Source organism: Rhodanobacter caeni (assembly GCF_039523575.1).
In the GTDB taxonomy this organism is placed as follows: domain Bacteria; phylum Pseudomonadota; class Gammaproteobacteria; order Xanthomonadales; family Rhodanobacteraceae; genus Rhodanobacter; species Rhodanobacter caeni.
Genome location: NZ_BAAAFO010000002.1, coordinates 1 through 16680, shown reverse-complemented (window position 1 = coordinate 16680; position 16680 = coordinate 1). Strand labels below are relative to the sequence as shown.

General features: G+C 70.4%; 8 protein-coding genes. 6 read left to right on the top strand and 2 right to left on the bottom strand.

Annotated elements, in window-relative coordinates; all coding sequences use genetic code 11:
• Window positions 1–69 precede the first annotated feature (69 nt).
• Window positions 70–2184 (bottom strand): TonB-dependent receptor family protein, encoded by a 2115-nt coding sequence (locus ABD017_RS04695; RefSeq protein ID WP_343880703.1) that lies wholly within the window; start codon window positions 2182–2184, stop codon window positions 70–72.
• A 244-nt stretch (window positions 2185–2428) separates the two neighbouring features.
• On the opposite strand from ABD017_RS04695, the gene ABD017_RS04690 reads away from it, so the two are divergent.
• Both ABD017_RS04690 and ABD017_RS04685 read left to right on the top strand, forming a co-directional pair.
• A complete protein-coding gene (locus tag ABD017_RS04690; protein ID WP_343882156.1) occupies window positions 2429–3340 on the top strand; it encodes a class I SAM-dependent methyltransferase in 912 nt (303 codons plus the stop codon).
• 13 nt (window positions 3341–3353) lie between these two features.
• Window positions 3354–3890 (top strand): pseudouridine synthase, encoded by a 537-nt coding sequence (locus ABD017_RS04685; RefSeq protein WP_343880701.1) that lies wholly within the window; start codon window positions 3354–3356, stop codon window positions 3888–3890.
• Window positions 3891–5101: 1211 nt separating this feature from the next.
• On the opposite strand, the gene ABD017_RS04680 is transcribed toward ABD017_RS04685, so the two are convergent.
• Window positions 5102–5899 carry a TatD family hydrolase gene (locus tag ABD017_RS04680; protein ID WP_343880699.1) on the bottom strand — a complete coding sequence of 266 codons (798 nt, stop codon included), beginning with the start codon at window positions 5897–5899 and terminating at the stop codon, window positions 5102–5104.
• A gap of 747 nt (window positions 5900–6646) precedes the next feature.
• Between ABD017_RS04680 and ABD017_RS04675 the strand changes: the two genes are divergently transcribed.
• The 4 genes from ABD017_RS04675 to gspF all read left to right on the top strand — a co-directional run bounded on the left by ABD017_RS04675 (window position 6647) and on the right by gspF (window position 16527).
• On the top strand, window positions 6647–8605 hold the full coding sequence (locus ABD017_RS04675; protein ID WP_343880697.1) for a S8 family serine peptidase: 1959 nt from the start codon (window positions 6647–6649) through the stop codon (window positions 8603–8605).
• A gap of 142 nt (window positions 8606–8747) precedes the next feature.
• Window positions 8748–12899: an ESPR-type extended signal peptide-containing protein gene (locus ABD017_RS04670; protein ID WP_343880695.1), complete on the top strand. Its 4152-nt coding sequence runs from the start codon at window positions 8748–8750 to the stop codon at window positions 12897–12899.
• Window positions 12900–13080: 181 nt separating this feature from the next.
• Window positions 13081–14802: a type II secretion system ATPase GspE gene (gene gspE, locus ABD017_RS04665; protein WP_343880693.1), complete on the top strand. Its 1722-nt coding sequence runs from the start codon at window positions 13081–13083 to the stop codon at window positions 14800–14802.
• A 507-nt stretch (window positions 14803–15309) separates the two neighbouring features.
• Window positions 15310–16527 (top strand): type II secretion system inner membrane protein GspF, encoded by a 1218-nt coding sequence (gene gspF, locus ABD017_RS04660; protein ID WP_343880691.1) that lies wholly within the window; start codon window positions 15310–15312, stop codon window positions 16525–16527.
• The last annotated feature ends 153 nt before the right edge of the window (window positions 16528–16680 follow it).

Genomic DNA, 16680 nt, shown 5'->3' with positions numbered 1-16680 from the left:
AAGCTCCCTGTCGTTAACGGCGCCGGTCGGCCGGTCTTGAATGCCGCGGTGCGCGCCGGCGCCGCGCCCCTACGGTTGCCAGCGCAAATCCACGCCCAGCAGGACGCTGCGGCCGGGGCCGGGCTCGAAATAGCGGCCGTTGCCGTCGTTGACGATCACCGAGCCCACGTAGCGGCGGTCGGCCAGGTTGTCGATGCGCGCGAAGCTGTGCGTGCGCCAGTGGCCGCCCTCGACCACGTAGCCCAGGCCGGCGCCGAACACGGCGTAGGGCGGCGCCTGCGTGGTGCCCAGGTCATCGGTGGGCACGGCGGCCATGGTGCGGGCGTCGAGATCCGCCTGCCAGCCGGTGTCGCCACCGAAATGCAGCGCGGCGTAACCACTGGAGCGGGGCACGCCGGCGATCCGTGCGCCCGCGTCCACCGGTGTTTCCGGCGTGGCGCAGCGGCCGCTGCAGGCCAGGAACGGCGAGCGGAAACGGGCATCCAGGTACGTATAGGCCAGCTGCAGGCTCCAGCGCGGCGCGAGGTTCGTGGTCAGCGACGCTTCCGCGCCCTGCCGGCGCGCGCGCGGCACGTTCTGGTAGGTGGTGCGGCCGCCCAGGTTGGTGGCCACCGCCACCTCGTCGCGGCTGTCGGCGCGAAACAGCGCGATATCGGCGCGCAGGCCCGGCCGCGGCCGCAGCTTCAGGCCCACTTCGGCGCTGCGCGTGCGCGAGGCCTGCAGGCCGAGGTTGAGCCCGCTGCCGCCGTCGTTGCGATAGCCCAGCTCGGAAAACGTGGGCGTCTCGAAGCCCTTGCCGTACGACGCGTAAAGGTGCGCGCTGGGCGAAACCCGGTACATCACGCCGGCCACCGGCGTGGTGGCCGCATAGTCCACGCGGCCGCTGTCGTCGGGATTGCGGGCGGTGATGTAGCGATCGTCGGTGGCGAACTTCACCTCGCTGTGGCGCAGGCCGGCCATCACCGTCCACGCATCGGCCACGCGCCAGCTGGCCTGGGCGTACTGGTCGAAGTCGAAGACGCGGTCCTGCTGGTCGCGGCGCAACGCGCCACGCACGCCGAGCGTGTCGCCGATGAAGTTCTCGTAGCCGCGCCGGTGCTGGTGCTGGTTGTCGTAGCTGGCGCCCAAGGTCAGCTCGAATGGCCGCCCGGCCAGCGTGCTGGCCCAGGTCCAGCGCGCGTCGCCGCCGCCGTATTCGTTGCCCAGGTCCACCACGCCGCCGGCACTCAGCGGGCTGATCTGCGCCATCGCCGGAATGGACAGGTATTGGCGCACGCTCCGCTGGCCGTAATAACCCATCAGGCGCAGGTGGCTGGCGTCGCTGAGCTGGTCGTCGTAGACCAGGCCGGCCTGCTGTTGCGACACGCTTTTGCGCGTGTTGAACGTGGTCGCGGCGTCATCCGCCTGGCGTGGGTCGTCGTGGAACTGCTGTGGCGTCAGGCCCAGCGGGTCCTGCGCGCCGGGCAGGTTCATGGTGTTCAGCACCACGGTGAGCTTGCGGCGATCGTCCAGCTTCCAGCCCAGCACCGCGTTGCCCGACTCGCGCTGGGCGCGGCTGTGGTCGCGGTAGCCATCGGTGCGGAAATGGCTGAGGTCGAGGTTGTAGTCGAGCGGGCCCTGCACGCCGCGGGCATTCAGCGTGGCGCGCAGCAGGCCGTCGCTGCCGCCGGCCAGGCCCAGCCGCACCTGCGGCGGGTCGGTGCCTTCGGCGCTGAACAACTGCACCACGCCGCCCGACGCGTTGCCGTACAGCGCGGAAAACGGCCCGCGCAGCACCTCGATGCGATCGGCGGCATCGAGATTGAAATGCGACACCTGACCCTGGCCGTCGGGCATGGTGGCGGGGATGCCGTCGCTGTACAGGCGCACGCCGCGGATGCCGAAGGTGGTGCGCGCGCCGAAGCCGCGAATCGAGATCTGCGTGTCCTGCGCGTAGTTCTGGCGGTCGCGTGCCAGGATGCCGGGCACGCCCTGCAGCAGTTCGGACGCGTTGACATCCAGCGAGCCGCTGGCCGGCGCGACCACCACGTCGACCGACGCGGCCACGTCGAATGGCGATTGCGCCGTACGCGTGGCGGTGACGGTGATCGGCGCCAGTTCGGCCTGCGGCGTGGCGGCCACGGCGGTGGCCAGCGCCCACGTGGGCAACAGCAGGCCATGGCGAAACATTCGCGGGGTAGGCATGGGGGAGAGAGGGTTCCTTCGGTGCGCTTGCAGCGGCTGCAGCGCGATACGCCCATGGTAAGTGGCCGGCGCGTGCCATGCATGTGAACCGCCGCGTCGACGTACAAGAAAGCGCTGGACCCGACTATCCTTGTCGCTGGCGGGCGCGATCCTTCCCCACGAGTTTCGCGCCACGCCCGAGTGCTGGAATTCCCCCACATCACCCACCGCGGGCGCGTCGCAGCGCGGGAGCAGGAACATGTCGATGACCCACTTCAAGAAGTTCGGTTTGTTGTTCGCCCTGTTGCTGGCGGCAAGCTGGCTGCCGGCCAGCGCACAGGTGGTGGCCAGCACCGCCGAACCCGACCAGCCCGAGCTGGATCAGCCCGGCGATGCGCTGGTGCCGCCCACCAGCGCCAGCGATTTCACCGCCAGCCGGCTCGACGACGTGCTGTCCGGCAGCTGGCGCAGCGACGCCAATCGCGCCCGCGACGCGTGGCGCCACCCCAAGGCCACGCTGCAGTTCTTCGGCATCCAGCCCGACCAGACGGTGATCGAGATCACCCCCGGCGGCGGCTGGTACGCCGAACTGCTGGCGCCGCTGCTGCACGACAACGGCCGCTACATCGCGGCCGAGCAGGCGCCCTCGACCGACAGCGAGGCGCGCGCCGACGACAGCAGGCTGCGGCGCAAGTTCGCCGCCGATCCGGCCCACTTCGGCAACGCCACCATCGTCACTTTCGACCCGAAGAAGCCGGTGTTCGGCGCACCCGGCTCCGCCGACCTGGTGCTGACCTTCCGCAACGTGCACAACTGGGTGATGGCCGACACCGCGCCGGCGATGTTCAAGGCGTTCTACGCAGTGCTGCGACCGGGCGGCGTGCTGGGCGTGGTCGATCACCGCGCCGCTGACGGCGCCACCCTGGCGGCCGTGAAATCCAGCGGCTACCTGCCCACCGCCACGGTCATCAAGCTGGCCACCGACGCCGGTTTCAGGCTCGATGCGCGCAGCGAGATCAACGCCAACCCGGCCGACGACCACGACCACCCCAAGGGCGTGTGGACGCTGCCGCCCACGCTGGCGCTGGGCGATACCGACCGGGCGAAATACCTGGCCATCGGCGAGTCCGACCGCATGACCTTGCGCTTCGTGAAACCGGCCGCCGCTTCGCATTGAAGCGCCGCACCGCATGCTGATCGCCCTCAACAAGCCGTTCGGCGTGCTGTGCCAGTTCACCGACGACCGTGGCCGGCCCACGCTGGCCGGCTACGTCAGGCAAACGGACGTCTATGCGGCTGGACGGCTGGATCACGACAGCGAGGGCCTGCTGCTGCTGACCAATGATGGAAAGCTGGCGCACCGGCTCACCGACCCGCGCCACAAGCAGCCCAAGACCTATCTGGCCCAGGTCGATGGCGAGATAGACGATGCGGCGCTGGTGTCCCTGCGCCGCGGTGTCACGCTGAAGGATGGCCCCACCTTGCCTGCGCTGGCCGAACACGCGACCGAGCCCGACTGGCTGTGGCCGCGCGATCCGCCGGTACGCTTCCGCAAATCCATCCCCACCAGCTGGCTCAGTCTCACCCTGCGCGAGGGACGCAACCGCCAGGTGCGGCGCATGACCGCGGCGGTGGGCTTTCCCACCTTGCGACTGATCCGCGTGCGCATCGGCAACTACGCACTGGACGGCCTGGCGCCCGGGCAAACCCGCGTCCTGCAACCGTAGCGAGCGGCGCTTTTGTGCCCGTGGTGGGAGCAACTTCCAGTCGTGATGCTCGTGTTGTTTGTAGGAGCGCACCCTGTGCGCGATGCCTTTGGCTCTTTGCGCGATGCCTTCGGTTCTTTGTAGGGGCGACTTCAGTCGCGATGCTTTTTGTTGGTCGAGCAAAGTCAAAGGCTTTCGATCGCCTACGGCGCTCGAGTTACTTTCTCTTTGCGTGGCCAAAGAGAAAGTAACCAAAGAGAAAGGCCACCCCGCTTGGCGCTTGCCGGGCATCCATGCCCGGCAAGTCCGTGAGCCGGGGCCGGGCTTTTCGAGCGGGCTCCTGCCCGCACGAAAAGGCGAGTCCATCCATGGACTCGCCCGCTGCGCGGCCTGTCGACCCCGACTCACCGCCGCACAGGGGCCCCGGGTAGAGCAGCGGGCCATCCTGGCCCGCACTCGGGATGGAGCCAGGGCAAAAGCAAAAGCAAAAGCAAAAGCAAAGGCAAAAGCAAAGGCAATGCCGCCAACCCTCAGCCGTTCTCCCTGAGCGTAGGCCGAAGGCCGAAGTCGAAGGGCTCCCGCCAACCGCACCCTTCGATTCCGCCGCTGCGCGGCTACGCTCAGGGCGATCGGAGGTAAGAGGAAGCACCGAAAACCACACGCCACGACGCTCTCCTGCGGCGCAGCCGCGGCGCACCGAGTCCGCGCCACGATGGCGCGGCGCTCTTCCCGGGGGCCCCTCTGCAGCGGCGGGCGGGCGGAGGATCAGCCCGCAGGGTGGCCGGCAGGGATGCCGGCCAGTTTGGCGTCAGCACATGGCGAGGGCATGGATGCCCGAGTTGAGGCAACGCAGGAGCAGTTGCCCGATGCCCTGTCGACAAACCCCGTAGCCCGTCCGCGAACCTTGTGGGCAGGATGCCCGCAAGGCGCGGAAGCGGGGTGGCCTTTCTCTTTGGTTACTTTTCTCTTTACTCCGGGCATCCTGCCCTACGCCCTTCGGGCCAGCTTCGCTGTTCGCACGCGCTTCCTGCGCGTGCGTGGCCACGCAAAGAGAAAGTAACTCGAGCGCCGAAGGCGATCGAAAGCTCTTGCTCGTACTCGATCCAAAATGCGTCGCGACTGAAGTCGCCCCTACAGAGAGCCAAAGGCATCGCGCACAGGGTGCGCTCCTACAAACAGCAAAGGCGTCGCGACTGAAGTCGCTCCTGCAGAAAAGTGCGCGCGCAATTGCGCTACATCGCCGCGGCCAAGCCGAAAAATGCCTCCGCCGTGGCCGTGCTGTTGGCCGCCGTCACTTCCGCGCTTTCGCCGCGGTCGCGGGCGATCTCCTCGCAGATGTGTTTGAGGTACATCGGCTCGTTGCGGCGGTGCGCGGGCAGGGGGCGCGCGGTGCGTGGCAACAGGTACGGCGCGTCGGTTTCGATCATCAGCCGGTGGGCGGGGATCTCGCGCACCAGCGCGCGCAGGTGCAGGCCGCGGCGTTCGTCGCAGATCCAGCCGGTGATGCCGATGTGGCAATCCAGCGCCAGGTAGTCGCGCAGGGCGTCGGCGGTGTCGGTGAAGCAATGCACCACCGCGGCGGGGACGCGATCGCGGTAGCGGCGCAGCAGGGCGAGGAAATCGGCGTGGGCATCGCGCTGGTGCAGGAACAGCGGCATGCCGCGATCGGCGGCGATCTGCAGCTGGCGCTCGAACACGCGCAGCTGCACGTCGCGCGGGGAGTAGTTGCGGTTGTAGTCCAGCCCGGTTTCGCCGATGGCGCGCACGGCCGGCTCGTGCGAGAGCTCGCGCAGCCGCGCGTCGGTGGCGTCGTCGTAGTCGATGGCGTGGTGCGGATGCACGCCGGCGGTGGCGTACAGGCGGCCGGGATGGGCGGCGGCGAGTGCCAGTGCGTGCTCGCTGCCTTCGCGTGAGGCGCCGGTGACCACCAGTCGATTCACGCCGTGATCGGCCGCGCGCTGCAGGACCGCGTCCATGTCGTGCTGAAACGATTCATGGCCCAGGTTGGCGCCGATATCCACGAGGTCCATGCGATCCACCGGCCCTGGCAAAAGCGCCCATTGTGGCGCGCCCGCACGGCGACGCAAGTGCAGGAAGACGTGAAAACGCGCATGCAGATTCGTCACGGCGAGCTGCGTATAAAAACCCGGTGCCGCAAGCGGTGAAGGGGGCGACAGCGTTCGCGCGGTCGTGCATCGCCAGCGGCATACGGGGTTGCATCAACAGCACACCGCGGTACCGGTCGGGTCCGGCAGCCGTCGTGTTCGAGCCGCATAACGTTGTCTGGGAGAGAGACATCATGCGTAGCCAGTTTTTCGTCTTCGCCTCAACCCATCCCATCGTTCGCCACGGGCAGGCCCCGGCGCCGCAGCGCTAGGGAGCCGACCGGCACGGCGGGCGGCGGTGGCCACGGCCATTGTCGCGGTCCGTCGTCGCCGATGCCGGTGGCTCTCCTCGCTCATGGCCCGGCCATGCCTGTTGTTGCGCATCACCCCGCGGCGCGCCGCGTGCGGTGACGGTGCGCAGCGTTGTCCCTCGTACGCCGATCCGTGCGTGCGCGCCTTGCCGCGCCGGCCGGCGTGCGCGGTTTTCCTTTTCGCCGCTGGCAACAGCCAGCGGCATCCGATGACGCCCGGAACGACGCCAGCCGCGTGGTTCCACAGGAGGGGGCGCCATGCGCGGCCACAACCGCGACGCAGCAGCCGGGTCGGGCCGTCTCCATGGCGACGCGCCGGCCATCCGCTTGATACAGCGACCACCACCGTTTGGGAGTTCACATGAACAAGAATGTTTTTCGCATGGGCGTTCTCGCCGCTGCACTGGCCGCCGCCATGGCCAGCTCTACCGGCTTTGCTGCCGCGGTTTCACCGACCGGCAACCCGGCGCGGATGAACCTCACCGCGCTGCAGGCGCAACCGTCGTTCGACCGCTTTATCGTCACCTATCGCCAGGGCAGCATCGAGCGCGCGAACCATGCCGCCGCCGTGCAGGCCGCCACCGCGGCGCTGGGCCGAGCCGGCCTGGTGCGCGCGACGCGCACGGCCGGTGCACCAGCGTCGGTCAGCATGCGCTACCAGCGCAAGCTGGCGGTGGGCGCCGACCTGTTGCGCACCTCGCGTCCGCTCGATCGCACCGAGGCGGCGGCGCTGATCCGCCAGCTGTCGATCGACCCGGCGGTGGCCTACGTGGTGCCCGACGTGCTGCGCCATCGCGTGCGCGACCTGTCGGCGGCGAAGCTGCTGCAGCCGCAGACGGTGACGCCCAACGACACCTACTACGCCAAGTACCAGTGGAACCTGAAAGCCCCCGACGGCACCGTTACCACCGGCGGCAACGCCAACCTCGGCGGCACCAGCGTCAACCATGCGTGGGATCTTTCCGACGGCACCGGCGTGGTGATCGCGGTGCTCGACACCGGCATCACCACCCACGTGGACGTGGACACCTCGCTGGGTGACGCGGGCTACGACTTCATCGTGGACAGCTTCGTCTCCGGCCGCGCCACCGACGGCCGCGTGCCGGGTGGCTGGGACACCGGCGACTGGACCACCGAGGAGCCCTGGCTCAGCGAATGCACCGACGCCGACCATCCGCCGGAGGACAGCTCCTGGCACGGCACCCACGTGGCCAGCACCGCGGGCGCGGAGATCACCAACAACGCGCTCGGCATGGCCGGCATCGCCCACGGCGCGAAGATCCTGCCGGTGCGCGTGCTGGGCCACTGCGGCGGCTACGACAGCGACATCAACGACGCCATCGTGTGGGCGGCCGGCGGCCACGTGGATGGCGTGCCCGACAACACGCATCCGGCGAAGGTGATCAACCTCAGCCTGGGCGGCCCCGGCAACTGCCCGGCCAGTGACCCGGCGGCGCAGGCGGTGGCCGCGGCCAATGCGCTGGGCGCGGTGGTGGTGGTGTCGGCCGGCAACGAGAACATCGATGCCTCGCAGGCCTCGCCCGCCAGCTGCCCCGGCGTGATCACCGTCGCGTCCACCGGCATCACCAGCAGGCGCGCGTTCTATTCCAACTACGGCAGCGCGGTGGAGATCGCCGCGCCGGGCGGCGGCGTCTATCCCAACGACGGCAGCAGCGGCACGCCGATCAACGACGGCTTCATCTGGCAGGCGTTGAACAGCGGCACCACCACGCCGGTACCCAACGACAGCGACTACGGCGGCTACGCCGGCACCTCGCAGGCCAGCCCGCACGTGGCCGGCACCGTGGCCCTGATGCAGAGCGCACGGCTGGCCGCCGGCCTGCCCTTGATGACGCCGGCCGAAGTGCTCACCACCTTGCAGCAGACCGCGCACGCTCCCAGCGTGGCGCCGCCGGCCAACCGCGGCATCGGCGCCGGCATCGTCGATGCGAACGCGGCCGTGCGCGCCGCCATCGGCGAGGACGACGGCGGTGGCGAAGCCATCGTGCTCGGCAACGGCGTGACCCTGGCCGGCCAGTCCGGCAGCGCCGGCGGCAGCACCGTCTACACGCTGCAGGTGCCGGCCGGCGCGATGGCGCTGAGCCTGCGCACCTATGGCGGCAGCGGCAACGTGTCGGTGTACGCCAAGGTCGGCGCCGCCGCCAGCGCCTCCGACTACGACTACAAGTCCGCAAGGCCGGGCAACAGCGAGTCGGTGGTGGTGGCGCGTCCCGCCGCCGGCACCTGGTACCTGACCGTCGTGGGCGAGACGGCCTACGCCGGGGTGAGCGTGCTGGGCAGCTTCCGCGCGCCGCGTTGATCCGGCGCTGAACCCGACGCGGGCCGACGCCGCATGCGTGGGCCCGCGGCTTCCTTCGATGTCGTGCCCGCCCGCGCGGGCATGACGCGGCGGGCGCGCTGGTGATGCGACGCCCGGTGCGAATCCTTTTAGGAGAACAACCTTGAACACGATCTACAGCAAGGTATGGAGCAAATCCCTCGGCATGCTGGTGGTGGCATCCGAACTGGCCCGAACCCACGGCAAGGGCGGCGCCACGGGCGCGGGCCGCGGCGGGCATCGCCTGGCGGTGGCTGTCGCTGGCGTGCTGCTGGCGACCGCGATGGCGCTGCCGTCGGCGGCGCGTGCGGACGTCTGCCTGGGCACGTTCACGCTGAGCTTTCATGCGCCCTCGGCGCACGGCAACGCCTTCGCCTGCGGTCGCGATGCCACCGCATCGGGCCAGTATTCCACCGCGCTGGGCAACCAGAGCCTGGCCCAGGGCCGCTATTCGCTGGCCAACGGCTACCAGAGCAACGCGCTGGGCAACAACAGCACGGCGGTCGGCTACGGCGTGATGGCGCAGAACGCCAACACCACCGCCGTCGGCGCCAACAGTGCCGCCCTGGGCGCGGGTGCCACTGCCACGGGTGCGGGCAGCCTGGCGCTGGGCAGTGACGCCACCGCCAGCGGCGCCGACAGTGCGGCCAATGGCCGGCAAAGCTCGGCCTACGGCGCGCAATCGGTGGCCGACGGCGACTACAGCACGGCGGTGGGCGCGGGCAGCTTTGCCCAAGGCGAAGGCGCCACCGCCAGCGGCGTGGGCGCGGTGGCGGCCGGTGCCTACAGCAGCGCGTCGGGCTACGGCAGCGTGGCGGCGGGTGATCAAAGCGTGGCCACCGGCGCCAACGCGCAAGCCAACGGCGCCACCAGCGTGGCGATCGGCGAGGGCAGCACCGCCAGCGCGGATCAGGCTGTGGCGCTGGGCGGTGGTTCGGTGGCCGATCGGGCCAACACGGTATCGGTGGGCCGCGTCGGCGCCGGGCGGCAAATCACCAACGTTGCCGCCGGCACGGAGGCCACCGACGCGGTCAACCTGGGCCAGCTGGACAGCACGGTGGCCGACGCCAACCGCTTCTTCGCCGCCGATGGCGCACACGACGGCAGCGAGGATGCCGCGGCCCTCGGCGAACACGGCGTGGCCAGCGGCGCGGCCAGCGTGGCCGGTGGGCTGGAGAGTTCGGCCTACGGTTTCCGCGCCGATGCCGAAGGCGACTACAGCACCGCGGTCGGTTCCAGCAGCTTCGCCCTGGGCACGGGCAGCGCCGCGTTCGGCAGCGGCGCGTTTGCGCTGGGCGACTGGTCGCTGGCCAGCGGCTACAACGCGGTGGCCGAGGGCAACAACAGCGCGGCCTACGGCAGCCAGGCGCAGGCGAGCGGCGATTCCAGTACCGCCATCGGCGGGGCCTTGCACGTGGAGGATCCCGATACCGGCGAGGTTTTGCTGGACAGCCAGACCGTTGCCGGCGAGCAGGGCGCCACCGCGGTGGGCGCGGGCGCGCAGGCCAGCGGTGCGTTCAGCAGCGCCACCGGTGCGGCGGCCCAGGCCACCGGCACGCAGGCCACGGCCGTCGGTTACAGCAGCCAGGCCGGCAGCGACGCGGCCACCGCCGTGGGCGGTTTCAGCGCGGCCACCGGCGACTTCTCCACCGGCGTGGGTTACGGCGCCACGGCCAGCGGCTCGGGCGCGGTGGCGGTGGGCGAAACCAGCGTGGCCTCGGGCGACGAGAGCGTGGCGGTGGGCGGGTCCACCTTCTTCGGCCTGCTGCCGGCGCAGGCCACCGGCACCGGCGCCTCGGCGTTTGGTGCCGGGGCGTGGGCGACCGGCGAGTACGCCACCGCCATCGGCTGGAACAGCTGGGCCGATGGCGAATCCTCGGCCGCGTTCGGCGAGTCCTCGTTCGCCACCGCGCTGGGCGCCAGCGCGCTGGGTGCGCAGGCGGAAGCCAACGGCATCCAGTCCACCGCCGTCGGTGCGGTGGCCGTAGCCGACGGCGACGGCAGCTCGGCGCTGGGCAGCGGCAGCTACGCCAGCGCGGAAAACGCCACCGCCAGCGGTTTCCTGGCCGATGCCGAAGGTGTCGACAGCACCGCCACCGGCGCCAACAGCGTCGCCGCCGGCCAGGCCAGCACCGCCACCGGTGCCGGCGCCGAGGCCGACGGCCTCAACAGCACCGCCACCGGCGCCACCAGCCTGGCCGCGGCGGACAACGCCACCGCCACCGGCGGCGGCAGCCTGGCGATGGGCGAAAGCAGCACGGCCAATGGCGCCAACAGCCTGGCCACCGGCAGCGAGAGTTCGGCCTATGGCGCGCAATCCGTGGCCGACGGCGACTACAGCACGGCGGTGGGCGCGGGCAGCTTTGCCCAAGGCGAAGGCGCCACCGCCAGCGGCATGGGCGCGGTGGCGGCCGGTGCCTACAGCAGCGCGTCGGGCTACGGCAGCGTGGCGGCGGGTGATCAAAGCGTGGCCACCGGCAGCAACGCGCAAGCCACCGGGACGACCAGCGTGGCGACCGGCGCGGACAGCGCGGCCAGCGCCGAAGGCAGCACCGCGGTAGGCAACGCGGCGCAGGCCCAGGGCGCCTACAGCACGGCCTTGTCGACGCAATCGTCCGCCACCGGCACGCAGGCGTTGGCGAGCGGTTTCCTGTCCTCGGCCAGCGCCGACGGCGCCACCGCGCTGGGCAGTTATTCCGCGGCCAATGGTTTGCTCAGCACCGGCGTGGGCTATGCGGCCACCGCCAACGGCGATTACGCCACCGCCAACGGCGTGGGTGCCACCGCCGATGGCGAGAGCAGCGTGGCGATCGGCGACAGCGCCGTCGCCAGCGCCGAGCAGAGCGTGGCGCTGGGCGGCAGCGTGCTGGGTTTCCTGCCCACCGAAGCCAGCGGTTACGGCGCGGTGGCGCTGGGCGCGGGCGCGTATGCGTCGGGCGATTTCAGTACCGCGCTGGGCTGGCTGGCCGAGGCCGATGCGGCCAACAGTACGGCGCTGGGCTCAGGTGCCTACGTGACGCCCGTCGCCGAGAACGCGGTGGCGCTGGGCGGCGATTCGGTGGCCGACCGCGCCAACACGGTGTCGGTGGGCGACGTGGGTGCCGAGCGGCAGATCACCAACGTGGCCGCCGGCACGCAGGACACCGACGCGGTGAACCTGGGCCAGTTGAAGGCCACCGGCCTGGTGGACGCCACCGGCAGCAGCCTCACCGCCGTCACCTACGACGCAGGCGCAGCGCCGTCCCGCGTGACTTTCGGCGGCAGCGGCGGCACCACGCTGGCCAATGTGGCGGCGGGCCTGCACGACGGCGAGGCGATCAACTTCCAGCAATACCGCTCGCTGGCGGCCACGCTCGGCGGCGGCGTGTCGATCGGCCCCGGCGGCCTGATCGGTACGCCGTCGTTCGCCATCCAGGGCAGCAGCTACTTCAACGTGGGCGATGCGCTGGGCGCGCTGGACAGTGCGGTGACCGGCGCCAGGGCCGGTATTGCCAGCCTCGACACGCGGGTCACCGCGGTGGAAGGCGCACTGGAAGCTTCCGGCCGTCGGCCGACCGTGCCCAGGAGTGCCGCCACCGTCGAGGCGGCGAGTGTCGCGGCCGATGCACCGAAGAGCACGGCCGCGCCGCGGGTCGCCACTCCATCGGTGGCGGCCGCGGAGCCCACGCCGACCACGCGAAGTGTCGCCCCGACGGCGGCCAGTCCCGGCAGCCGTCCGGCCTCCGAGGCCACCATTGCGGCGGCGCAGGCCGCGCAGGCCACCGCCCATGGCAGCATCCAGCCCGCGGCCGTCTCGGTAGCACCGGTGGCCAGCACAAGCCGCGTCACCAACGTGGCGGCCGGCGCGGCCGCGACCGACGCGGCCAACGTCAGCCAGGTGGATGCCGCCATCGCCACGGCAAAGACGTACACCGACGCCGGCGACCGCACCACGCTGAACCAAGCCATGGCCTATACCGATGGCAAGTTCACCCGCATGGTCAGCGACGTGGATTTCAGCGCGTTCCGCAACCAGGTGCAGGGCCAGTTTCACACCGTCAACGCGCGGCTGGACCGGGTTGGCGCGATGAGTACGGCGATGGCGCAGATGGCGTTCAGCACTCAGGGCATCGACAGCCCCAACCGGATGGGTGTGGGCGTGGGCGGCTACCACGGCGAGGCGGCGTTGTCGGTGGGCTATTCGCGCTCGCTGTCGCGGCGCGCAGCGGTGACCTTCGGTGCGGCCATTTCCCACGGCGAAAGCTCAGGCGGCGTGGGCGTGGGGTTTGGCTGGTAGCGAGCGGTGTCGCTCCTCCCTCTGCGTGCAGGGGGAGGTTGCGCGCAGAGCAAGAGCGACCCTCCCCTGCGCGCAGGGGAGGGAGCCAGGCGCGGCGGCCGCGGCATCGCCGCCGTCGCCGCGTTGTGCTACCAATGCGGGTTCGTGGCGTGACCGGAGCGCTGCCTTACCGGAGGAACCCATGTCGGCCCTGTCCAGCCCTGCGCAACCACGCGACGCGGCCGCCGACGACGTGCAGGCGTGCGCGTTGCTGGTGGCGCGGGGGCGCCTGAAGGAGGCCGACATGGGCCGCGCCCGGCGGCTGCACGAGGAGTCGCCGGAAGGCACGCTCACTTCCTTGCTGGCGCGGCTGGGGCTGGTGTCCGAGCGCGACCTGGCCGAAACCTGGGCCGAGCTGTTGCAGGTGCCGCTGCTGGCCGCGCGCGACGCGCCGGAGCTGCCGCCGGCGGAACTGGACGTGTCGCTGCGCTTCCTGAAACAGCAGCACGTGGTGCCGGTGCAGGACGCGGACACGCTTGCCCTGGTGGTGGCCGATCCGGCCGATCCCTATCCGCGCCAGGCGATCGAGCTGGCCGCCGGGCGGCCGGTGGCATTGCGCATCGGTTTGCGTTCGGACATCGACGGCCTGATCGAGCGCTATTACGGCAGCGGCCGTTCCGCCATGGGCACCATCGTGGAGAACCTCGATGGCACGGCCACCGAGGAGGACGACGTCGAGCACCTGCGCGACCTGGCGTCCGAGGCGCCGGTCATCCGGCTGGTCAACCTGATCCTGCAGCGCGCGGTGGAACAGCGCGCTTCGGACGTCCATATCGAGCCGTTCGAGAACCACCTGAAGGTGCGCTACCGCATCGACGGCGTGCTGCACGACGTGGAGGCGCCGCCCTCGTCGTCCACCGCCGCGGTGATCTCGCGGGTGAAGATCATGGCGCGCATGAACATCGCCGAGCGGCGGCTGCCGCAGGACGGCCGCATCCAGTTGCGCGTGCAGGGCAAGGAGCTGGACCTGCGCGTGTCCACCATGCCCACCAGCTTTGGCGAGTCGGTGGTGATGCGCATCCTGGACCGCGAATCGGTGGTGTTCGATTTCGCGTCGCTGGGCTTCACCGACAGCTTCCAGCGACGCTTCATCGAAGTGCTGCAGCGCCCGCACGGCATTTTGCTGGTCACCGGCCCCACCGGCTCGGGCAAGACCACCACGCTGTACACCGCGCTGTCGCGCATCAACACCCCCGACGTGAAGATCATCACCGTCGAGGACCCGGTCGAATACCAGATCGAAGGCATCAACCAGATTCAGGTGAAGCCGCAGATCGGGCTGGATTTCGCCGGCGCGTTGCGCTCGATCGTGCGCCAGGACCCGGACGTGATCATGATCGGCGAGATGCGCGACCTGGAAACCTGCCGCATCGCGATCCAGTCCGCGCTCACCGGCCATCTGGTGCTGTCCACGCTGCACACCAACTCCGCCGCCGGCGGCATCACCCGACTGCTGGACATGGGGGTGGAGGATTACCTGCTCGGCTCCACCGTCAACGGCATCCTGGCGCAGCGGCTGGTGCGCACGCTCGATCCGGAAACCGCCGTGGCGTACGAGCCCGCGCCCGAGGTCATCGCCCAGTTCGAGCTTGAGAAATACACCGATGAACGGCCCATCCGCCTGTGGAAACCCGGCAGCAGCGCCGCCAACCCCACCGGCTACCGTGGCCGCCAGGCGATCCTGGAATTCCTGCCCATGAGCGACACCCTGCGCCGCCTGGTGATGCAGAAGGCCGATGCCGGCGCGATCGAGAAACAGGCCCGCGCCGAAGGCATGCGCACCATGTACGAGGACGGCATCGCCAAGGCCGTCGCCGGCGTCACCACGCTGGAGGAGGTGCTGCGTGTCACGCAGGAGGGTTGAGCGGAGGGCATCCGCGCGGCTGGAAAGTGCCGTAATCCCCTCTCCCCTGCGGGGAGAGGGTAGGGAGAGGGGGACACGTCGCGGGGAAGTCGATCGGAGCGAAAAGCGCCGCGGGGAAGCTCAACGAAGCGACGCACGATGCGGGAAGTTTTCCTTTCCGCCTTTCCCGCAAGCCCCGGCTCCTCTCCCCAACCCTCTCCCCGCAGGGGAGAGGGGACAAAGGCTGGCGCCCGCGGCAGCGTGGCAGTCGAAACGTGCCGTAATCCCCTCTCCCCTGTGGGGAGAGGGTAGGGAGAGGGGGACACGTCGCGGGGAAGTCGATCGGAGCGAAAAGCGCCGCGGGGAAGCTGATCGAAGCGAGACACGATGCGGGGAAGTTTCCGATTCGCCTTTCCCGCAAGCCCCGGCCCCTCTCCCCAACCCTCTCCCCAATGGGGAGAGGGGGCAAACGTGCCGGGCGGTGTCGTTCTTGGGTGAGTTCGCGGAGCCGTGTGGGGAGCGGATGCCATGACCCTCTTTAGATACCGCGCCATTACTGGCGCGGGGGAGCCGCTGCGCGGCCAGATGGAAGCGGCCAGCGTGGAGGAGGTGATCGGTCACCTGCAGGACCAGGGCCACACGCCGCTGGAAGCGCAGCCGGCCGACGCGGTCGACGGTGGTGCCGGCGTCGCGGCGCTGTTCGCGCGCGGCCCGTTCAGCGGTGACCAGTTGGCCCAGTTCACCCATCAATTGGCCACCTTGCTGGGCGCCGGCCAGCCGCTGGACCGGGCGCTGGGCATCCTGCTGGACCTGCCCGAAAGCGAGCGCGCGCGAAAACTGATCGAACGCGTGCGCGAGCGGGTGCGCGGCGGTAACGCCTTGTCCACGGCACTGGACGAGGAGCACGGCGTGTTCCCGCGCCTGTACGTGAGCCTGGTGCGTGCGGGCGAGGCCGGCGGTTCGCTGGAGGAAACCCTGCGCCGGCTGGCCGATTACCTGGAGCGCGCCCGGCAACTGCGCGGCAGCGTCATCAACGCGCTGATCTATCCGGCCTTCCTGCTGGTGGGCGTGCTCGGGTCGCTGGTGCTGCTGCTGGCCTATGTGGTGCCGCAGTTCGTGCCGATCTTCCAGGACATGCAGGTGCCGATCCCCTGGATCACCCGCGCGGTGCTGCTGCTGGGCAACACCTTGCAGGCGTGGTGGTGGCTGATCGCGTTGCTGCTGATCGGCGGCGCGCTGGCGTGGCGCGCGCGGCTGCGCGATCCGCAGGCGCGGCTGGCGTGGCACGCGCGCCTGCTGCGCCTGCGCTGGATCGGCCCGCTGCTGCTGAAAGTCGAAACCGCGCGCATCGCCCGCACCCTGGGCACCCTGCTGAAAAACGGCGTGCCCTTGCTCAGCGCGCTGACCATCGCGCGCCAGGTCACCGGCAATCGCGCGCTGGATGCGGCGCTGGCCGGCGCGCACGAGCAGGTCAAGGGCGGCTCGGGCCTGAGCCTGGCGCTGGGGCAATCGGCCCTGTTTCCACGGCTGGCATTGCAGATGGTGCAGGTGGGCGAGGAAGCCGGCCAGCTCGACACCATGCTGCTGAAAGTGGCCGACACCTTCGAGATCGAATCGCGCCGCGCCATCGACCGCCTGCTGGCCGCCCTGGTGCCCGCGCTGACCATCGTGATGACGGTGCTGGTGGCGATCATCATGGCCGCGATCCTGCTGCCGCTGTTGAGTTTGACGAGCAATATTCAGTGAGGAGGAGCAAGGCAATGGCGAAGTTCTTGGCAGTGGTGAGGCGGGGAATGGGGAATGGGGAACGGGGAACGGGTACAGCGAAAAGCTGGCGCTCCCCCGCCTTTCCCGCTCCCCCCCCCCCCCCCCCCCCCCCCCCCCGCGCCCCCCGCCGCC